The 19,234-nt window shown below is 72.7% G+C and carries 21 protein-coding genes; 10 read left to right on the top strand and 11 right to left on the bottom strand.

Translation table 11 applies throughout. The features are described from left to right. Window positions 1–9: 9 nt before the first annotated feature. Together ACFUK0_RS06595 and ACFUK0_RS06590 are read right to left on the bottom strand one after the other, a co-directional pair. Window positions 10–1,398, bottom strand: coding sequence for a PHB depolymerase family esterase (locus ACFUK0_RS06595; protein ID WP_380246954.1), 1,389 nt, complete (start codon window positions 1,396–1,398; stop codon window positions 10–12). Window positions 1,399–1,557: 159 nt separating this feature from the next. Next, a complete protein-coding gene (locus ACFUK0_RS06590; RefSeq protein WP_380246953.1) occupies window positions 1,558–2,271 on the bottom strand; it encodes a polysaccharide deacetylase family protein in 714 nt (237 codons plus the stop codon). 230 nt (window positions 2,272–2,501) lie between these two features. Between ACFUK0_RS06590 and ACFUK0_RS06585 the strand changes: the two genes are divergently transcribed. Continuing rightward, window positions 2,502–3,656, top strand: coding sequence for a PucR family transcriptional regulator (locus ACFUK0_RS06585; RefSeq protein WP_380246952.1), 1,155 nt, complete (start codon window positions 2,502–2,504; stop codon window positions 3,654–3,656). Between the two features lie 41 nt (window positions 3,657–3,697). Here the strand turns inward: ACFUK0_RS06585 and ACFUK0_RS06580 are convergent, their stop codons facing one another. Both ACFUK0_RS06580 and ACFUK0_RS06575 read right to left on the bottom strand, forming a co-directional pair. Further along, window positions 3,698–4,642, bottom strand: coding sequence for an alpha/beta hydrolase (locus tag ACFUK0_RS06580; protein ID WP_380246951.1), 945 nt, complete (start codon window positions 4,640–4,642; stop codon window positions 3,698–3,700). A gap of 268 nt (window positions 4,643–4,910) precedes the next feature. Next, window positions 4,911–5,330, bottom strand: coding sequence for a MarR family winged helix-turn-helix transcriptional regulator (locus ACFUK0_RS06575; RefSeq protein WP_380246950.1), 420 nt, complete (start codon window positions 5,328–5,330; stop codon window positions 4,911–4,913). Window positions 5,331–5,391: 61 nt separating this feature from the next. On the opposite strand from ACFUK0_RS06575, the gene ACFUK0_RS06570 reads away from it, so the two are divergent. Further along, window positions 5,392–6,195 carry an alpha/beta fold hydrolase gene (locus tag ACFUK0_RS06570; RefSeq protein ID WP_380246949.1) on the top strand — a complete coding sequence of 268 codons (804 nt, stop codon included), beginning with the start codon at window positions 5,392–5,394 and terminating at the stop codon, window positions 6,193–6,195. Between the two features lie 101 nt (window positions 6,196–6,296). Here the strand turns inward: ACFUK0_RS06570 and ACFUK0_RS06565 are convergent, their stop codons facing one another. The 3 genes from ACFUK0_RS06565 to ACFUK0_RS06555 form a co-directional block, all read right to left on the bottom strand. Next, entirely contained in the window at window positions 6,297–6,914 is a 618-nt protein-coding gene (locus ACFUK0_RS06565; protein ID WP_380246948.1) for a TOPRIM nucleotidyl transferase/hydrolase domain-containing protein, read from the bottom strand. Between the two features lie 123 nt (window positions 6,915–7,037). After that, on the bottom strand, window positions 7,038–8,129 hold the full coding sequence (locus ACFUK0_RS06560; RefSeq protein ID WP_380246947.1) for a vWA domain-containing protein: 1,092 nt from the start codon (window positions 8,127–8,129) through the stop codon (window positions 7,038–7,040). A gap of 196 nt (window positions 8,130–8,325) precedes the next feature. After that, window positions 8,326–8,700, bottom strand: coding sequence for a hypothetical protein (locus ACFUK0_RS06555; protein WP_380246946.1), 375 nt, complete (start codon window positions 8,698–8,700; stop codon window positions 8,326–8,328). Window positions 8,701–8,920: 220 nt separating this feature from the next. Between ACFUK0_RS06555 and ACFUK0_RS06550 the strand changes: the two genes are divergently transcribed. Next, on the top strand, window positions 8,921–9,526 hold the full coding sequence (locus tag ACFUK0_RS06550) for a hypothetical protein (protein WP_380246945.1): 606 nt from the start codon (window positions 8,921–8,923) through the stop codon (window positions 9,524–9,526). 126 nt (window positions 9,527–9,652) lie between these two features. Here ACFUK0_RS06550 and ACFUK0_RS06545 read toward each other — a convergent pair whose 3' ends face one another. Then, a complete protein-coding gene (locus ACFUK0_RS06545) occupies window positions 9,653–9,793 on the bottom strand; it encodes a hypothetical protein (protein ID WP_380246944.1) in 141 nt (46 codons plus the stop codon). Between the two features lie 151 nt (window positions 9,794–9,944). Between ACFUK0_RS06545 and ACFUK0_RS06540 the strand changes: the two genes are divergently transcribed. Next, window positions 9,945–10,457: an AAA family ATPase gene (locus ACFUK0_RS06540; RefSeq protein ID WP_380246943.1), complete on the top strand. Its 513-nt coding sequence runs from the start codon at window positions 9,945–9,947 to the stop codon at window positions 10,455–10,457. 184 nt (window positions 10,458–10,641) lie between these two features. Continuing rightward, complete coding sequence (locus ACFUK0_RS06535; protein ID WP_380246942.1) at window positions 10,642–11,565, top strand: NADP-dependent oxidoreductase; 924 nt, start codon at window positions 10,642–10,644, stop codon at window positions 11,563–11,565. 79 nt (window positions 11,566–11,644) lie between these two features. On the opposite strand, the gene ACFUK0_RS06530 is transcribed toward ACFUK0_RS06535, so the two are convergent. Continuing rightward, window positions 11,645–12,781, bottom strand: a complete 1,137-nt coding sequence (locus ACFUK0_RS06530) for an FAD-dependent oxidoreductase (RefSeq protein ID WP_380246941.1) — start codon at window positions 12,779–12,781, stop codon at window positions 11,645–11,647. A gap of 84 nt (window positions 12,782–12,865) precedes the next feature. Between ACFUK0_RS06530 and ACFUK0_RS06525 the strand changes: the two genes are divergently transcribed. The 4 genes from ACFUK0_RS06525 to ACFUK0_RS06510 all read left to right on the top strand — a co-directional run bounded on the left by ACFUK0_RS06525 (window position 12,866) and on the right by ACFUK0_RS06510 (window position 16,660). Then, the gene (locus ACFUK0_RS06525; RefSeq protein WP_380246940.1) at window positions 12,866–13,540 is read left to right on the top strand and encodes a TetR/AcrR family transcriptional regulator; all 675 of its coding nucleotides are present in this window, start codon (window positions 12,866–12,868) and stop codon (window positions 13,538–13,540) included. Window positions 13,541–13,883: 343 nt separating this feature from the next. Continuing rightward, window positions 13,884–14,597, top strand: coding sequence for a hypothetical protein (locus ACFUK0_RS06520; protein ID WP_380246939.1), 714 nt, complete (start codon window positions 13,884–13,886; stop codon window positions 14,595–14,597). A 159-nt stretch (window positions 14,598–14,756) separates the two neighbouring features. Next, complete coding sequence (locus ACFUK0_RS06515; protein WP_380246938.1) at window positions 14,757–15,260, top strand: hypothetical protein; 504 nt, start codon at window positions 14,757–14,759, stop codon at window positions 15,258–15,260. Further along, on the top strand, window positions 15,245–16,660 hold the full coding sequence (locus ACFUK0_RS06510) for a copper resistance protein CopC (protein WP_380246937.1): 1,416 nt from the start codon (window positions 15,245–15,247) through the stop codon (window positions 16,658–16,660). Before ACFUK0_RS06515 ends, ACFUK0_RS06510 begins: the two co-directional genes overlap by 16 nt. 75 nt (window positions 16,661–16,735) lie before the next feature. Here the strand turns inward: ACFUK0_RS06510 and ACFUK0_RS06505 are convergent, their stop codons facing one another. Next, window positions 16,736–17,281 (bottom strand): DinB family protein, encoded by a 546-nt coding sequence (locus tag ACFUK0_RS06505; RefSeq protein ID WP_380246936.1) that lies wholly within the window; start codon window positions 17,279–17,281, stop codon window positions 16,736–16,738. Window positions 17,282–17,443: 162 nt separating this feature from the next. Beyond that, window positions 17,444–18,310 carry a helix-turn-helix transcriptional regulator gene (locus ACFUK0_RS06500; RefSeq protein WP_380246935.1) on the bottom strand — a complete coding sequence of 289 codons (867 nt, stop codon included), beginning with the start codon at window positions 18,308–18,310 and terminating at the stop codon, window positions 17,444–17,446. A 140-nt stretch (window positions 18,311–18,450) separates the two neighbouring features. On the opposite strand from ACFUK0_RS06500, the gene ACFUK0_RS06495 reads away from it, so the two are divergent. Beyond that, the gene (locus ACFUK0_RS06495) at window positions 18,451–19,230 is read left to right on the top strand and encodes an NAD(P)H-dependent oxidoreductase (protein ID WP_380246934.1); all 780 of its coding nucleotides are present in this window, start codon (window positions 18,451–18,453) and stop codon (window positions 19,228–19,230) included. Window positions 19,231–19,234: the final 4 nt, after the last annotated feature.

Raw genomic sequence — 19,234 nt, 5'->3', positions numbered from 1 at the left:
GGGTGGGCGTCAGGCGATGGTGCAGGGCGAGCCGTTGAGGCTGAACGCGGTCGGCTTGCCGGTGTTGCCGGTGTGGGTGGCCTGGAAGCCGATGCCGGTGGAGGCTCCGGGTGCCAGGGCCGCGTTGTAGGCGAGGTTCCGGGCGCTCACGGCGCCGGAAGCGGGCGAGAAGGTCGCGTTCCAGCCGGAGGTGATGGTCTGCCCGGCGGGCAGGGTGAAGGCCAGCGTCCAGCCGTTGACCGGGGTGGCACCGGTGTTCTTCACGGTCACGGCCGCCGTGAGACCGGTGTTCCAGGCGCTCGTGGTGTAGGAGACGCTGCACGCGGCGCCGCCCGGGGGCGTGGTGACCGGCGGCGTGGTGGGCGGGGTGCTGGTCGGCGGGGGCGTGGTGGGCGGAGTGCTGGTCGGCGACGGGCTCGGCTGGCCGGCCGAGTCCAGGCCGAGGAAGGCGATCGCCGCGGCCGCCATGCCGGTGGCGGGCAGGGTGTGCCCGGCGCCCTGCACGCTGACGGCCTCGAACGGCGCCTGGACGGTGTTGGCGCCGTAGCGGGTCCGGGTCCAGGCGGACTGCGGGTGGTCGGTGAGCACGGGCGTCTGGCTCAGGCCGAGGACGTTGGTCCACTGCTTGATCTCTTCGCCGAAGTTCGGGTAGCGCAGGGTGGTGTCCTCGGTGCCGTGCCAGACCTGCATCCGGGGCCGGGCGCCGGTGTAGCCCGGATAGGCGCCCCGGACCAGGTCACCCCACTGCGCCGGGGTCCTGCTGACGGTGCCGTCCGCGCAGGGACCGTTCCAGCTGGAGCCGTCCGTGGTGGCGAAGCAGCCGAACGGCACGCCCATGAAGGCGGCGCCGGCCTTGAAGACGTCCGGGTAGTCGCCGAGCAGGACGTTGGTCATCATCGCCCCGGACGACGCACCGGTCACGTAGACCCGGCCGGCGTCGGCGGAGTGGCGCTGGACGGCGCTGCGCACCATCGAGACGATCCCCACCGGGTCGCTGCCGCCGTCGTGCGTGAGGGCCTGCGGCGAGGAGACGTCGAAACAGCCGCCGCTTCGGGTCGCCGACGGGTACACGACGATGAAGCCGTAGCGGTCGGCCAGCGAGGCGAACTCCGTCCCGGAGAAGAACGCCGGCCCGGTACCCGTGCAGTAGTGCACCGCCACCAGGACGGGCGCGCCCGAGGCGGGGGCGCTCGCGGGCACGTACTCGTACATCCGCAGGTTGCTCGGGTTGGAGCCGAAGCCGGTCACCTCGGTGAGCTGGGCGGCGGTGGCCGGGACGGCGAGGGCGAAGAGCGCCGCGATCAGCGGGGCGACGCCGGCGAAGAGCACCGTGAGCAGCGTCCGGAGCGGCTTTCGGCGCCTCGTGGGGGGTGTGGCGGGGGTACGGCGTTCGTACATGTCCCTGTCCTCTCTCGATTCTCGGTGGAGCCGGGGCCGCCGGGTGGGGCGGCCGGGTGGGCCGGCTGCTGGACGGGAGGGTGGGGCCGGCGGGTGGGGCCGCCGGCCCCGGCATGGGGGGCCGGGCCGGGTGGGCGCTGCACCCGGCTTCGGGCGGGGTCAGCCGCGGCGGGCCGGTGTGTCGAAGCGCCAGCCCCGGGCCCGGAGCCGGGGGATGATCCGGTCGACGGCCTCGACCGTCTGGCTGCGGTCGCCGCCGCCGTCGTGCAGCAGCACCACGGCACCGGGCGTGATGCCCGCCTCCACACGCCGGACGAGCTCGTCGGTGCCGGGCGGCTCCCAGTCCGCGATCGCCAGCCGCCAGCCCAGCGGCTGCATCCCGAGCTGCGCCGCAACCGCCGCAGTGGCACCCCAACTCCCGTACGGGGCGCGGAAATAGCGGATCGGTGCGCCGGGGGCGACCCGTCGCAAAAGGGCGCTGGTCCGCTCCAGATCCGCGCGGATCCGCTCCGGGGCCCAGGCACCCATGTCGTCGTGGTGCATGGAGTGGTTGCCCAGGAGGTGGCCGTCGGCCACGATCGCGCGGACCAGCTCCGGGTACTCCTGGACGTGGTCGCCCCAGAGGCAGAACACGGCCCGGACGCGGTGCTCGCGCAGGACCTCCAGCAGCCGGGGGGTGTCCACCGGGTTCGGACCGTCGTCGAAGGTGAGGGCCGCCGAGTGACCGCCGTGCCCGGTGGAGTCGACGATCGCGGCGGTGGTCCGGGCGGCCCCGGCGGGAGCCGCCGCCGTCGCGGGGCCCAGGCCGAGGGACGGCCCGGCGGCGAGCGGCTGCGCTGCGACGAGCGTGGGAGTGCGCGGGTCAGTGGACAAGAAGGGTCCCAGGATGGTGAGTCGTGAGGAGCGGGCGAGCCGCTCCGGGCGGTCCGGACGGCGTCTGCGGCACCGTGCAGACACCGTGACACGGCGCAGCGGCGCGAGGCATCCGACAGGCGTCGGGACAACGGCGTCCGCCGTCCGACCGGCGCGCGTCGGGCTCCCGGCGGCACGGAATCCGGACACGGACGGGGTCCCCGGGCCCGGCGCGTCCCTATACTCCGCCTGTGAAGGGCTTGCTGCTGCGCCTGTCGGCGCTCGATCCGGACGCCGCCAGTGCCGTCCGGGTGATCGCCCATTTCGAGGCGCTGCTGCGCGGCGGGGCCCTGGACCCGGGCATGCTGGCGCGCTCCACCGCCGGCCTGGCCGAGTGCCCGGCCGGGGTGGAACTGCCGGATGGGCGCATCGTCCGCCACGGGCCCGACGGCGCGGCGCTGGCCGGGGCACCCGAGCGGGTGTCGGGAGAGGCCGTGCCCGGCGACGCGGGGCGGGTCTGGCTGGAACGGCCGGGCGGGCCGGGCCCGTTCGACGACCTGGTCCTGGAGTGGATGGCGATCGCCGCCCGGTTGCTGGGCGGTCCGCCGCGCAGCGCCGAGCCCCCGCACGTGGCCGATCCGGCCCTGGTGGAACTGGTGCTCTCCGAACGTGAGGCGGTCGAGGACCGCGCCCGCGCCCTGCGGCTGCTCGGCCTCTCGCCGGACCGGGCGCTGCGGGTCGTCGCGGTCACCGTCACACTGGAGGCGGGCGAGCGGTCGGGACCGGCCGATGCCGGGGTGGAGGCCGTGGCGCTGCTCGGCCGGGGTGCGTTGGCGGGGGCGGTACGGGTCGCCAGGGTGGGGCGGCTGGGTGTCGTCCTGGTCCAGCCCCGGGACGGCGGCCTGTCACCGGCCGGGGAGCTGCGGACGGTGCTGGGCGAGCGCGCCGCGCTGCGGGAGTCCGCCCGGGCGGTGCGGGTGGGGGTCGGGGGCGCCGCCGAGCCGATGGCCGCCGGGGTCTCCTGGGCGCAGGCCCGCTCGGCGTTGCGCTTCGCCGGCGCCGGCGGGACGGACGAGGCACTGGTGGACCACGACGAGCTGGGGCCGGTCGCGTTGCTGTCGCGGATCCCCGTGGAGGACCTGCGCGCCGAGCCCGACGTACGCGCGCTGGCGGACCTCGCCGGACGGGAGGGCGGTGCGCTGGGCCTCGCGGCGCTGGCGGCGTTCTGCCGCACCGGCTCCCTGCGGCAGGCAGCGGCCGGGCTGCACCTGCACCACAGCTCGGTGGCGGCCCGGCTGGCCCACGTGGAGGACGCGCTGAGCTGGCGGCTGCACGAGCCGCAGGGCCGCTTCCGTGCCCAACTGGCCCTGTACGCGCTGCGGCTGAGCGCCGACGTGGAGGACTGAGGCGCCCCCGCGCCCTCGCCCGCACCCGCACCGGGCGGCCCTCAGCGGGTGAGGGCGTCGCCCAGCACCGCGAGGGCCTCGGCCGTCATCCGCCGCACGACGGCCGCGTGGCCGACCATCGCGGCGCCGTGGAAGGTGCCGGGGAAGACGTGCAGTTCGGTGGGCACTCCGGCGGCCAGCAGGGCGCGGGCGTAGTCGACGCCCTCGTCGTGCAGCGGGTCGTGCTCCATCACGGCGACGTAGGCGGGCGGCAGCCCGGTCAGGTCGGCGGCGCGGGCCGGTGCGGCGTACGGCGGGACGTCCGTTCCGCCGGGCACGCCGGGGCCGAGGTAGGCGTCCCAGCCGATCCGGGCGTTCTCCCGGTTCCAGACGGGTGTGTCGGTGCAGCGCAGGGCGCTGGGGGTGGACTGCCGGTCGTCGACGGCGGGGCTGTGCAGGTGCTGGAAGCAGATCGCCGGGCCGCCCCGGTCGCGGGCGAGCAGGGTGAGCCCGGCCGCGAGGCCGGCCCCGGCACTGTCGCCCCACAGGGCGATCCGGTCGGACCGCAGACCGTCGGCGGCGGCGCGGCCGGCCACCCACTCCAGTGCGGCGTAGCAGTCCTCCAGGGCCGCCGGGTAGGGGTGTTCGGGTGCCAGGCGGTAGTCGACGGCCACCACGAGGACTCCCAGCTCACGACAGAACCGCAGGTTGTCCCCGTGGTCGACATCGAGGTCCCCGATGACGAACCCGCCGCCGTGCAGGCTGCACAGGACGGGCAGCGGGCCGCTCACCCCCTGCGGACGGTAGGTGCGCAGCGCGACGTCGGGGGCGCCGGGCGGGCCCGGCACGAGCAGGTCCTCGACGGTGACGCCGGTGTGGTCGGCCCGCTCCACGGTGCCGGCCAGCTCGGCGGCCTGGGCCGCGCGGGCGGCGCCGAGGTCGGTGAGGTCGACCTCCACGGACATGGCCAGGGCGGCGGCGAGCTCGGGGTCGAAGCGGTACCGCATGGTGGCTCCCTCGCCGGCGGGGCCCGGCGGGCGGGTTTCCCGGGCCGGTGGGTGCCAACCGTACGCCGCCCGCACCGGTTCCACGGCCCGCTCGGGGCCGGTGCCCGTCGTCCTGCGGCCTGCGGATGCCGGGCGACGGGAGCTACGTTCCAGGGCTGTCGGAAGCCCCTGGACGGGCGTCCTCCGTGAGCGCCGCCGTGCTCGACGGCGAAGCCTGACCTCCCCGCGCGCGGGAGCCCCTCCCGGCAGGAGGGCGTCCGGGCCCGGGCTACGCGGTCTCGTCCGCGTTGAGGCGCTGGAGCAGGCCGAGCAGGGTGGCGCGGTCCGGGGCGGCCAATGCGGCGAAGCAGGCGGCGAGCACCTCGTCGGCGATCCGGTGGCCGGCCGCGAGGACCTGCTCGCCGGCCGGGGTCAGGTGGTGCGCGATGCGCCGGCCGTGTCCCGGCCGGCGTTCGACCACGCCCTGGGCCAGCAGTCGGCCGACGAGCGTGCCGAAGGCCTGCTCGGTCTGGAAGGTCGCTGCGGCCAGCTCGCGCGCCGAGGCGCCGGGTGTCCGGCTGATCGCACGCAGGGCGTCCCACTGGGCCAGCGTGGTGCCGGCGGCCGAGAGGGCACTGTCGAGGGCCCGGTGCTGCCGGTACTGGGCCTGCTTCACTGCTCTGCCGAGTTCTTGCAGCTCACCGTTCATCGGACCAGTCTACGACACAACCAAGCTAGCTTATATAAAGATATTTAGTTACTCTCGGGGCATGACCACCGATCATCACGCGGCATCCACGCACCCCGAGCTGTCCATCACCCGGTCCGAGGCCGGCGCCGGCCGGCCGGTCCTGATCCTGCACGGCGGCGGGGGCCCGGCCACCGTCGCCGGCCTCTCCCAGCACATCGCCCGCACCGCACACGCCATCACACCCGTGCACCCCGGCTGGAACGGCACCCAGCGCCCCGAATGGCTCACCGGCATCGACGACCTCGCCCTCGCCTACCTCCACCACCTCCAGGACCGCCGCCTGCGCGACGTCCTGGTGATCGGCTCCTCGCTCGGCGGTTGGATCGCCGCCGAGATGGCGGTGCGCGACACCGCCGGAACCATCACCGGACTCGTCCTGATCGACGCTGTCGGCGTGCACGTCGAAACGGAGCCGATCACCGACTTCTTCGCCCTCGACGCACGCCGGGCGGCCGAGCACTCGTGGCACGACCCGGACCGGTACCACGTCGACCCCGCCGATCTTCCGGCCGACGAACTCACCCGGCGGCAGGGCAACATGGCCACCATGCGCACCCTCGCGGGCGCCCCCTACATGCACGACCCCAAGCTGCTTCGACGACTCGGGCGCGTGCAGGTGCCGGCCCTCCTGGTCTGGGGCGAGAGCGACCGCATCGTCACCCCGGCATACGGTGCGGCGTACGCCGACGCCTTCGCCGACGGCACACTCGAAATCGTCGCCCGGGCAGGCCACCTCCCGCAGATCGAACAGCCGGAAGCCACAATGGCCCTGATCGACGCCCACTTCCACCGGACGGGCGCCGCTTCAGCGGTGCCCAGGTGAACCAGCACCGCAGGCCGGCCCGATGACCCGTCGCGGCGTCGATCCCGGCCGCCAACCGTGCCGGTCGCAGCCACCGCCGCCGACCTCGGCCGGCCCTTCGGTCACAGGGCCGCGAGCAGGTTGCGGAGCGGATCCGGTACCCGCCCGGGGTCCAGGGCCTCGGTCAGGAGACGGCCGTAGCGGATCTTGCGGCCCTTCTTGGTACCGAGGAAACGCCGCATCTGCCCCTCCGGCTGCCGGCCCCGGTGGGCCGGCTGGCGCACGAAGGTCCGCCAGGCCGGGAGATCGCCCTCGGCCTCGACGACCTCCTCGACCTGTGCCACGCCCAGTGCGCGGATGAGTTCGTCCTCCAGATCCGACACACACACGAAGAACCCGTGGCGCGGCGCGCGGGCCCGCTCAAGGGCGCGGTCGAAGAAGCTCTGCTCGCCCTCGTCGCACAGTCCGGCCAGGCGCAGGCCCAACCCCGGCGGCCCGAGGAGGCCGGCGTAGCGGCCGACGTTCATCGCGCCGCCCATGGACACGATGCACACCCCCTCCGCAGCCAGGTCCCGGCCGTGGCGCGCGGCCAGCGCCTCGACGGCCGCGACGTCGCTCGGCCCCTCCAACAGCACCGCGGTGCGCACGCACAACCGCACCGCCAGCTCACCGGCCAGCTCACCCGGGCCGCCCGCCACCCAGCCGGTGACCGCATCCCGGAACCCTCGCATATCCGCCATGGAGTGATCCTGCTCCTCGTCGGGCAGCCGTCGCACGGATTAATCGTCAGGCCGCCCGCCCGCCCCCTCCGGACGGGCGGGCCCCTGCGGACCGCCGCCCGGCGGGTGCAACGCCGCTCCCGGCTACAGAAGGACCAGCAACTTGGTACCCGTCACCAACTTCCGGTTCACGGAGGTCGACTGGACGAACACGGTGTACGCCGGGTTGTCGCCCGGCTTCACCGAGACCTCCGACTCCGGCAGGCCGAGGAGCCGGCGGGCTGCCGGACCGGAGAACACCCTGCCGGTCATCCGGCCGGTGGCCGGGTCCTTCTCCGCCACGGCCAGCTGCTTGCCGCCCTGGACCTTCTCGCGCTTGGACAGCTCGTAGAAGGCGCAGCCGGTCTTGTAGGAGTGCCCGGCGCCGGTGACGAATTCCCGGATCGGCGTCTGCTGGTCGACCGGGATCAGGATGTACTTGCCGGTGTCCAGGGCGTCCAGACTGGCCTTCACCTCGGCGGTGCTCAGGTCCTGGCCCATCGCGAACAGGTTCCTGGTACCGCGCACGCCCTGTTCGCGCCCCCGCAGGAAGCTCGTGGCAGCCGTCTTGACCGTGCCGATGGCCTCCTCGACGCCCTGACTGGAGTCCGCGTCCCAGATCGCGATGTTGCCCGCCGGGAAGCCGTACTCCTGAGCGGTGCGCTTGGCCAGGGAGTTCGGGACCAGAATCGCCGAGGTCCAGTGCTCGGGGAGGTCGTCCATGGCGCTCTGAATGCGGCCGAGCCACGTCTTCAGGACCGCGCTGCCCTGGCGGCCGCCCATCCGGATGTGCATCTGGCCGGTCTCCGAACACCCCGAGGCGTTCTCCTCGCCGTCGGTGACGACGACCTGGAGGAAGGAGTGCTCGCCGTACCCCTCCCAGATGTTCTTCAGGTCGTCGACGGACTTCACGGCGGCCTCGATCAGCGCCGTCGCCCCGTTGTCGACCTTGTAGAGGCCGCGCAGGGACGGCAGGTGCTTGACGTCCATGTCCCAGACCAGGTTCTTCACCTCATGGTCGAAAGCGTAGAGACTGATCCGGGTCTCGTGACCGAGCCGGTCGGACTCCTCCTGAAGGCCCTTCACGAACTCGTCCACCACGCGAACAAGCTGCGCCTCGTGCTTACGCATCGAGCCGGAATTGTCGACCACGAGCGAGACGTGGTTGACCTTGTGCTTGATCCTGCTCGCAGACATGTCCCTACCCCTTTTCAACGCCGTTCCGACGCCATTCCGGCGCCCCCTCCAACGTTGTTCCCACCCTACGAGGCGGCACTGACAATGCCCTCCGGCCCGGAGTCCGACGAGGTGGCGCTCCGCACCGAACGGCTCACTGTCCTCCCCGCTCACCTGCCGAGCACGAGCGCTGACCGGCTCGCAGGGCCGCCGTGACTCAGTCCCCCGTGAATCGCATGACCAGGGAACCTTCGAGAAGGCACGACTTCCCCATGTTCCGGAGCTTCACGAAGATCTCGGACTCGGCTGCCGTCAGCCCGGAACCCTCGATTCTGTCGATCTCCGCCAGCATGAGTTCTATCCAGTACGAGTCGAAAGTGTGGGACGAATGCGAATCGAGCCTGAACAGGGTCGGGAACCGGTCCGGCCCCAACCTCCGCACAGCGGCCCAGATCTCACCGTCCTCGCAGAACTCATCCAGAACCTCGTCCCGCGAAATCCTCTTTCCCTTACCCCGACGCCGGCCCTCCTTCCTTTCTCCAACCGTGTGCGGTCTGACAAGCGCCACCGCGAACCCCAAGACGAACTCCAACGGTCAACAGGTCGAACAGCGAGGTCGGACGGAGCCTGTCCCTGCCGAGGTACGCGGCCCACGACTGTCCGACCCGACGCCCAGTACGGCGGCGAGCAGCCCGCGCGGTGCCCGCGGTGCCGAACCAGCGGCCACACCTGAGTACGGGTACTCAGGACAGGACGCTCCCCGGCGGGGCAGGATGCTGACGATCACTCATCGACCGTGCTGGAGTCCACCCGTGAAACGCGTTCTTCTCGCGGCCGCCGCAGCCCTCCTGCTGACCGCGACCGGCTGCGGCAGCGTGCACACGGCCGGCTCCGGCCCCGACGCGGGGGCGAGCCGGTCCGCACAGGCCGAGCAGGCGAAGCAGGCCGCCGGGGAGAAGGCGCAGCAGGTCCTCGCGGAGCACGACCAGCACTACCCGGAGGTCGCGAAGGGCTGCGCGACCGCTACCGAGCCGCCGAGCCCGTCCCCCGCCGCCTCCGTCTCCGTCTCGCTGGACCCGGACGCCGCCAAGTACGCCGAGAACCACGCCTACAAGCAGACCGCGCAGCTGACCGCCCCCGCCCGGTGCCGCGGTGACGCGCACGCCGCCCGGATCCGTGCCGCCCTGAGCGCCCGGAAGGCCGAGGACGCGACGGGCGTTCAGAGCGTCCTGGTGTCCCTCGGCTACCCGAAGGAGTCGATCAGGGTGACCGCGTCCGGCGGCCCGGCCGGTTTCACGCTGGAGGTGCCCGGCGCCGGCCCGTGCATCGAGGGCCGGGCCGGTGGCGGGGTCCTCTCGGTCGAGGCGCACGGGTACTACCTGGAGGGCGGCTGCACCGAGCCCAAGGGCGGTCACTGAGCCACCGTCACCGCGTCGGCCGGCCGGCCGTCCCCGTCGCCGCCCCCGCCCCCGCCCCCGTCCCCGTCGCCGACGTTCACGACAGGCAGGGCCCGCGGTCGCCTGCCTGCGTGCTGTCCACGGCGGTCAGCGGCGGTGCCGGGCCACCGCGTCCTGGCCGGCGGCGGCCCGGACCAGCTGACGGGAGCCGCGGTGACGTCCGTGCGCGCCGAGCCAGACGATCTCGACGGCCGCGAGGAACAGCAGAGCCAGGAGCAGGAGCATCATGTTCGGGGCCCTCCACAGGTGACTGGATGTGCCGTCCGCCTTCCCCCGATCGTTCGCGGCACACCCCGGTGCGGCTGGATGAGCGGGCTGAAGCGCCCGTTCCGCCCTGGGGCAGTCGGGCGGCGGTCGCTCGGCGTGCGAGGGTGTCGTCATGTTGATCGCGATGGCGGGACTGCCCGGTGCGGGGAAAAGTTCGGTCGCCGAGGCACTGGGGCGGAAGCTGGCCGCTCCGGTCGTGTCGGTGGATCCGATCGAAGCGGCGATGTGGCGCGCGGGAGTGGCGCGCGGCGGGCCCACGGGCCTCGCGGCCTATCTCGTGGCCGAGGCCGTGGCCGGCGGTGTGCTGGCCCTGGGCCAGGCAGTGATCGTGGATGCGGTGAACGCTGTGGAGGCGGCGCGGGGGCAGTGGCGGGCCCTGGCGGATCGTCATGGCGTGCCGGTGGTGTTCATCGAGGTGGTGTGCTCGGATCCGGTGGTGCACCGGCGTCGGCTCGAGGGCCGGTCGCGCGGGATCGAGGGCTTCGCCGAGCCGACGTGGGAGGTGGTGGAGCGGCGGCGGGCGGAGTTCGCCCCGTGGGCCAACGAACGGTTGGTGCTGGACAGCGTGGCCGACCTGTCCCTGAACGTCGCGACGGCCTCGGGGTTCCTGGCCTCGGTGCGGTGACGGACCGGGCGGACACCCCCGCGCGGATGGCTCCGCCTGTCCTGCGGTCCGGGACAGTGCTCCGGTGACATTGCTCCGGGACCGCGGTCCGGTGACGGCGATCTATGGTGGCAGCGAGATGCGGATCACCCGGTGATGCCGAGTGCGCGGCACCCGAGCCCCGGGGACGAGATCGGAGCGAACGATGAAGGCAGCCCGGTTCAGCGGGTTCGGAAGCCCCGATGTCCTGGAGATCGCCGATCTCCCCGAACCGCACCCCGGACCGGGCCAGGTCCGGATCGCGGTGCGCGCGGCCGGCGTCAACGCCAGCGACTGGAAGAAGCGCCAGGGCCTGATGGACCAGGAGCTGCCGCAGACCCTGGGCCACGAGGCGGCGGGTGTCGTCGACGAACTCGGCGAAGGGGTTTCCGGTGTGGCCGTCGGCGACCGCGTCTTCGGCCTCTCCGGCGGGGGCGCGGCCCAGGCCGAGTCCGCGGTGCTGGACCACTACGTGCGCATTCCGCCCTCGCTCGACTTCGCCACGGCCGCAGCACTGCCCTCCGCACTGGAGACGGCCGCCCGCGCTCTCGACCAGCTCGGCGCGGGAGCAGGCTGCACGCTCGTGGTCAACGGTGCCTCCGGCAGCATCGGCAGCGCCGCCGTCCAGCTCGCGGTGGCGCGCGGGGCACGGGTGATCGGCACGGCCGGACCGGCCAACCACGACTACCTGCGCTCCCTCGGGGCCGAACCTGTCAGCTACGGCGAGAGCATGGCCGAACGGGTCCGCGCGCTCTCCCCCGGCGGTGTCGACCTGGCCCTCGACGTCGCCGGCAGCGGCGTACTGCCCGAACTGATCGGACTCACGGGCGCCGCCGCGAACGTCGTGACGATCGCCGACCACACCGGCGCGCTGGAGCACGGCGTCAGGTTCAGCCGGGGCGACACCGGCCGCGCGCTGTACGTGCTCGACGAGATCGGCCCGCTGATCGAAGCCGGGCGATTCACACCCCCCACCGTACGGACCTTCCCGCTCACCGACATCGCCACGGCGCACCGCGTGGGTGAGGCAGGCCACGCGCGTGGCAAGCTCGTCCTGCTGGTGGACCGGGCCGACGCCGGCGCCTCCTGAGGCCCCCGGGCGTACGCCGCCCGGGCCGGGGTCCACACGCTCCGCCGGCCCGCCGGGACGTCTGCCGTCGCCCGGCGGCTCAGGGCCGGGTTTCGGGACCACCCGTGAAGACGTCGATCAGTCCGAACGGTGCGCGGTCGCCGAGGCAGAGGTCCAGGATCTCGTGCGCGTCCGCGTAGAAGGCCTCGCTGCGCGGGAACAGCGCCTTCTCGTAGGCGGCGAGCGCCGCTTCGGTGTCGTCGGGGTGGGCCGCAATCGCCTTGCCCAGTTCGGCGCCGTCGAACATCGCCAGGTTCGCGCCGTCGCCGGACGGCGGCATCAGGTGCGCGGCGTCACCGAGGAGCGTGACCCCGGGCACGCGCTCCCACCGGTGCCCGTCCGGGAGGGTGTGGATCATGCGGGCGACCGGGGCGGTCTCACCGTCGGTGATCAGTGCGGTGAGCTCCGGGGCCCACCCTTCGAACTCGGCTGCGATCCGGGTGCTCGCGGCGGCAGCGTCGGTGAAGTCGATGCCGGCGATCCACTCCGCCGAGCGGTTCAGCTCGACGTAGGTGTGCAGGATGCCTCCCGCCTCCCGGTGGGCGACGATGCCCTTCCCCGGGGTGAGTGCGTACATCGCGCCCTGCCCGACCGCTGCGGCCGTCGCGGGGTGCCGGTCGTCGACGTCGTACAGGTAGGTCTCGACGAACGTGGTGCCGGCGTACGAGGGCGTGGCGTCCGAGAGCAGCGGCCTGATCCTCGACCAGGCGCCGTCAGCACCGACGAGGAGGCCGGTGACCGTGGTCGTGCCGTCGGAGAGGGAGAGTTCGTGCCGCCCGTCGCCGAGGGACCGGACACCGGTGACCTTGCAACCCCACCGGACCACCCCGTCGGGCAGGGAGTCGAGCAGGATCCGGCGCAGATCTCCGCGCAGCACTTCGGGACGGGCCATCGAGTCGCCGCCGGGGATGCCGAGGAGCAGTGCGCCGTGCTGGTCCAGCACACGTGTCGCGTCGGCGCCCTCGTGGATGATCGCGTGGAACTCGTCGGTGAGGCCGGCGTCCGCGAGCGCCCGCTGTCCGTCGTCCTCGTGGATGTCGAGCTGGCCGCCCTGCGTGCGGGACTCGGGCGAGGGGTCGGCCTCGTAGACCGTGGCGGGGATGCCGTGGACGTGCAGGACGCGCGCGAGGGTGAGACCGCCCAGGCCCGCGCCGACGATCGTGACGGATGTCGTCATGGTGGTTCCTTCCCGAACATGAATGGAACTCTGTTCCATTCCTCCATGTTGGAACGCTGTTCCAGATGTGTCAAACTTGGCACCATGGCGAGCAGGGCTGAACGCGCGGACCGGCGCACGGACGCGCTCTCGAAGGAGCGCATCGTCGAGACCGCGATCGAGATCCTCGACGCCGGCGGCGAGGGCGCGCTGACCTTCCGCGCGCTCGCGGCCCGCCTGGCCACCGGGAGCGGGGCGATCTACTGGCACGTCGCCAACAAGGACGACCTGCTCACCGCGGCCACCAACGACGTCATCGCCCGCGTCGTGACGGAGACGGCCGGGGACGCGCACCCGCGGGAGGCGATCCGGGCCGTCGCCCTGGGAGTCTTCGACGCGATCGACGCACACCCGTGGGTGGGCGCCCAGCTCTCCCGCGCGCCGTGGCTGGTCGCGATGCCGCAGATCTTCGAGGGCATGGGCGGCCGGCTCCAGGCGCTCGGCGTCCCCGAACGGGCACAGTTCGACGCCACCCTTGCGCTCGTGAGCTACACCCTCGGCGTCGCCGGGCAGAACGCCGCGAACGCCCGCCTGCACGCGCCCGGCACCGATCGAACGGCCGTCCTCGGCGCGGCCGCCGCCCAGTGGGCGCAGCTCGATCCCGCGCGGTACCCCTTCGTGCACCGGGTGGCGGCGCAGCTGCCCGAACACGACGACCGTGAGCAGTTCCTGGCCGGCATCGACCTCATCCTGGCCGGCATCCAAGCCCCCCGGCACTGAACCGACCCGGGCACGCCCGCTCGGACGCGTACGAGATCGAAACATCAACTACGCCTTTTGAGGCTGCCTTTGGGAACTGTTAAGGGTCTAGACCTATTGGTCTGGACATATTGGACTAGACCCTTGACGCGGATCTGAGTGACTGTCAACGTACGAATGCCAAGTAGGACAGCCTTCAACGAAGCGCCCGGAGGACGTCGCCCGCGCGGACACCCCAACCTGTCCCGAGGTGGCGCACCTGCCAGCGCTTCACGGCTGCGGGCACCACTTGCCCTCGCGGCACCCCCACCGGCCACGCGGGATTCACCCCCGTGGCTCGTTCGCGATCGAAGGGATCTCCACCATGGACGCGAAGTCCACCAAGCGCGGCTTCGGAGCAAGCCTCGCCACCGTGCTGCTGCTCGCCGGGATTGCGGCCCTCGCCAACGGCACCTCGGCCCAGGCGGACGCCAACACCACCTCGGCGGTCAGCTCCGGCCCCACCGCCTTCACCCAGGCGGTACCCGCCGGCCAGCCCTCGGAGTACAACAAGCCGCTGGAGCGCTGCGCCAACGGCGTCAACCACCCGATCAGCGGCGCCAACCCCGTCCTGAGCGAGCCGGCGACCACGCGCTTCACCAGCAACGTGGCACTGTCGCAGTACGTCACCTTCAGTGGCAACCAGTGGTACGGCAACTACCAGTTCGTGTTCACCAACACCTCCTCGCAGACGCTCTCGACGGACTGCGCGGTCCTGGTCTTCCAGGCGCCCTCCGGCTCGGACAACCACGGCTACACCGCCACCCAGCAGTACGGCCACCCCCAGCAGGACTACCTGGAGGTGCCGCGCGGCAACGGCGTCTCCTTCTACATCGCCCGGATCGACTTCCACGACGTACCGCTGAACGAGCGTCAGGTCGGGCCGGGGCAGTCCTTCACCTACTCGCTGGGTGTCCTCCCGAACTCGGCGATCACGCTCGACCAGATCCGCGACTCCCTGAAGTTCACGGCCGATCTCGACCTCGCGGCCAACGACTCCCTGATCAAGCACTACGGCACCAACCGGCTGACCAACTGACGGCGCGGGGGCCGGGTCGACCGCACACCCGCGGCGTGCGGCACGTCTGCGCGCGCCGCGGGGCGGCGTCCCCGGCGGTCCGGCCCCCGCTTCATCTCCGTAGCCTCCGCAGCCCCCTCAGTCCTCGGTCAGCCGCTTTGCCCAAGAATGGAGCGGACCTTGTCGCACCGCCCAGCGAACCGGCGCGCCGTCGTCGGGTTCACGGCCGTGGCACTGGCCGCGGTCGCGGCCGGGTGCGCGAGCACCTCACAGCACAGCGCTCCCAGCGCACCACCCCAGCCGCCTCAGCCCCAGTCGCTCCAGGCCGAAGGGGTCGCCTCCCAGGAGTTCGGCCTGCTCGCCGGCAGCGGCTGGGCCCAGGCCTGGAGCCTGTGGAGCGAGAGCGCCCAACAAGCGATCTCCCAGGCCGACTTCGTGCGCCTCAACACCGAGTGCCCCACGGCGTTGGGCGTCCCCTACGTGATCCGTCACAGCACCACGGTGGACCAGAACACCGTACTGATCGCGTGGAACCGGGCCGGCACCACCGGCAGCAGCACGCTCGTCCACGAGTCGGGCCGGTGGCGCTTCGTCCCCGACGACGAGTCGCTGGCCGAGTACCGGCTGGGCCCGGACGCGCTGGTCCAGCAGCGGAAGGCGGCGGGCGCATGCCGGGCAGACTGACCGCCGACCTCCCGCGCAGCACGTCGCGGCTCTCCGGGCCGGTGCGACGCCTGCTCACCCTCGGGCTGCTGACCTTCGGCGTGCTGCTGGCCCTGGCGCTGCCCGCCTCGGCCCACGCCGACCTGCTCTCCTCCTCCCCCGCCGACGGCGCTGTCCTGGCGGCCGAGCCGCAGCAGGTGGTGCTGGTGTTCTCCGAGGAGGTCGTGCTGGGGCTCAGCTCGGTCCGGGTGACCGGCCCCGGCGGGCAACGGCTGGACAGTGCCCCCGCCCAGGACGCGAACGCCGAGAGCGAGCGCCTCACCGTCGGCCTCCGCCCCGACCCGCACCCGGGCACCTACGTACTCGACTGGCGCGCCACGACGGCCGACGACGGCCACACCACCACCGGAACGCTCACCTTCTCCGTCGGCTCGCCCAGCCACCCCGCAGCGTCGGGCGCCCCCGTGACCCACGACCGCGTCACGGACGCGGTGCTGGACGCGGCAGCCTGGCTCGGATTCGCGGGCCTGGCCCTGCTCGTCGGCGGCACGGCGATACGCCTCTGCCACCCGTCCTCCAGGGGCACCGAAGCTACCGAACCTCGTTCCGGCAAAAGGGAATTGCAGGGTGCGCGCTGGCCAGGCGCACTCGGGTGGGGCGTCCTGCTGGCGGGGACCGTCATCCAGCTGTTCGTCTACGGCCCGGCCACTCAGGGGTACTCCGCCGCCAAGGTGTTCGACCGTGCCCTGCTGAGCACGACGCTCGACACCCGCGAGGGGCACGCCCTGGTCGCCCGCATCATCCTGCTGGCGCTCGTCGCGGCGGTGGGCGAGGCGGTGCTCCGACGCCCCTGGGGCCTGGCCCCGGCCGTCCTGCTCACCCTGGGGCTCGGTGCCACCTGGAGCCTGGTCAGCCACGCCTCCACCGGGGCGTGGCAGTCGGCGGCCCTGGTGGTCACCACCCTGCACGTGACGGCGATGGCCGTCTGGGCGGGCGGCCTGTTCGGGATGGCCGTCCTGCTGGCCCGGGTCGGATCCGAGGCGGGCCTGAGCACTGAACAGCGCGTCACTGCCGCACGGTTCACGCGGCTGGCGCTGTCCTCGGTGGGGGTTCTCGTCGCCACCGGCCTCTACCAGGCCTTCCGCGAGGTGAGCGGTCTCGGCGAGCTCACCGGAACCTCCTACGGCAGACTCCTGCTGATCAAGACCGGGCTGCTCGCGCTCATCCTCCTCGTGGCTGCCGCCGGCCCCACCGGCACGGCCCGCACGACGGGGAACGGTCCGCGCGCCCTGCGCCGCGCCGTCCTGCTCGAACTCGTGGGCATCAGCGCCCTGCTGGTCGTCACCGTCGTACTCACCAGCACTCCGCCGGCCCGCGACGCGGCAGCCCCACCGCGCACACCTGCCGTGACCGCACCCTGAGCACCGGACCCGCAGCCGGCGGGACAGGCACCGGGGGACGGTCCGGCTACGTCGAGTGGGCCCGTTCGGTGGATGTCAGCCCATGCTCTTGGTGCCGTCCAGGGCCTCGCGGATGATGTCGGCGTGACCGGCGTGCTGGGCGGTCTCGGCGATGATGTGGAGGAGGGTGCGGCGGGCGGACCAGTCGGTGTCGGCGTCGAACCAGGGGGCCTTCGGCAGCGGGTGGGAGGCGTCCAGGTCGGGCAGGGTGGCGACCAGTTCGTCGGTACGGCGGGCCACCTCGGCGTAGTCGGTGAGGACCCCGGCAAGAGTCTCGCCGGGCAGCAGGTTGAAGCCGTCCAGGCGGTGGGCCCAGTCCTCCTCGGTCATGGCGGTGAAGTCCGGCATCGCGGACGGGCCTTCCAGGATGAAGCCGAACCAGCTCTTCTCGACCTCGGCGACGTGCTTGATCAGCCCGCCCACGCAGAGCTCGCTCACCGTGGGGCGCTCGACGGCCTGCGCGTCGGTCAGCTCGTTGGCGGTGAAGCGGAGGAAGAACCGGGCCTTGCCGAGTTGTTCGAGCAGGTCGGCGCGCTCGCCGGTGAGGGCCGGGGTCGGGAGCTGGGTGGTGGACTCGGTCATGGTCTCTCCGCCTTCTTGTGCGTGGTGCTGTTTTCTTCGACGAGAGACACGATAGGAGCCGTCTAGGTCAGTTCATGACCTAGATCAACCCCCGGTTGCGGACTTTCCGACCGGGCGGCCTGTTCGTGGCGGACCCACAGGTGGGCGTGGTCTGACGGTGGGTCAATCACGCACCTGGGCTTGCCGGGTGGGATGCGCGTCGATGGGCGGCGTGCCGTCGGACTTGTCGGCGCCCAGGGCCGCGAGCAGGCGCAGCCCGTCCTCGGCGGGGCTGCCGGGGACGGCGGACATCACCAGCAGCTCCATGCCCGACTCGTCCGGCAGCGCGAAGTTCTCCTGGTGCAGTTCCAGCAGCCCGACCAGCGGGTGCCGGTACGCCTTGCGTCCATGGGTACGGGCCCGCACGTCCGCGCGGGCCCAGAGACGGCGGAAGCGCTCGCTGCCCATCGCCAGCTCGCCGACCAGCGAGGCCAGGCGGGGGTCCTCGGGGTACTTGCCGGCGGCCAGGCGCAGGTGCCCGACCACGTCGAGGGTGCAGTTCTCCCACTCCGCGTAGAGGCCGCGCTCGGCTTCTTCGAGGAAGATGTGCCGGGCGGTGTTCAGGCCCGTCGCCGGCCGGCCGTAGAGGAGCCCCGCGAGGTGGTTCCCGGCGAGCACGTCCATGCGGTGGTCCATGATCAGCGCGGGTGCGTCGGCGACCAGGCCGAGGATGCGCAGCAGCTCCGGCCTGATCCTCCCGCCCGGCGCCTTCGCGCGGCGGCGGCGTTGCCGGGCGAGCCGGCGGAGGTGCCCGTGCTCGGTCCCGTCGAGGCCGAGGACGCGGGCGAGTGCGTCGAGGACCTGCTCGGAGGGCTGGGTCGCACGGCCCTGCTCCAGGCGTACGTAGTAGTCGACGCTGACCCCGGACAGGTGCGCGACCTCTTCGCGGCGCAGCCCTTCGACCCGGCGCCGGCTGTCGGTGGGTATGCCGACGGCCGCCGGATCGACCCGGGAACGCCGGGTCCGCAGGAAGCCCGCGAGATCGTCCATGCCCACGAGTATGCGCCCCGGTGGTGTCCGTGAGGGTGGCCCTGCCGATACCAGGAAGTCCGGTCCGACGGAAGCGGCGCCCCTGAACGACGGGCGCCCCGGCGCCCAGAATCGGTGGCACCCGATCCGAAGGAATTCCCATGAAGACACTGATCGTCCACGCCCACCCGGAGCCGAAGTCGCTCAACGGCTCGCTGAAGGACCTCGCGGTGACCACCCTGGAGGCCGCGGGGCACGAGGTGCGGGTGAGCGACCTGTACACGATGAACTGGAAGGCGGTCGTGGACGCCGCGGACTACGGCCCCGACGCCTCGAACCCGCTGAAGGTCGCCCTGGACTCGGGCCGGGCCTTCGAGGCCGGGACGCTCACCCCGGACGTCCTCGCCGAGCAGGAGAAGCTGCTGTGGGCCGACACGATCATCTTCCAGTTCCCGCTGTGGTGGTACTCGATGCCCGCGATCCTCAAGGGCTGGGTGGACCGGGTGTTCACCTACCGCTTCGCGTACGGCGTCGGCGAGCACAGCGACACCAAGTACGGCGAGCGCTTCGGCGAGGGCACCCTCGCGGGCAGGAGGGCCCTGCTGTCGGTGACCGCCGGCGGCCCGGAGTCGCACTACGGCCCTCGCGGGATCAACGGCCCCGTCGACGACCTGCTGTTCCCGATCCAGCACGGCATCCTCTACTACCCGGGCATCGAGGTGCTGCCGCCGTTCGTGCTGTACGGAACCGACCGGTTGACCGCCGAGGAGTACCCCGACGTCGCCAAGGCCTGGGAGCAGCGCCTGCTCACCCTGGAGTCGACCGAGCCGATCGCGTTCCGGCGGCAGAACTTCGGCGACTACGAGATCCCCTCACTGCACCTGAAGGAGGGTCTGGAGCCTTCGGGCCGCTCGGGTTTCGGGCTGCACGTGCGCGGCTGACAGC

Source organism: Kitasatospora sp. NPDC057223, from assembly GCF_042669755.1.
Classification (GTDB): Bacteria; Actinomycetota; Actinomycetes; order Streptomycetales; family Streptomycetaceae; genus Kitasatospora.
The sequence above is the reverse complement of the archived record's forward strand: the minus strand, read 5'-3'. Positions and strand labels throughout refer to the sequence as shown.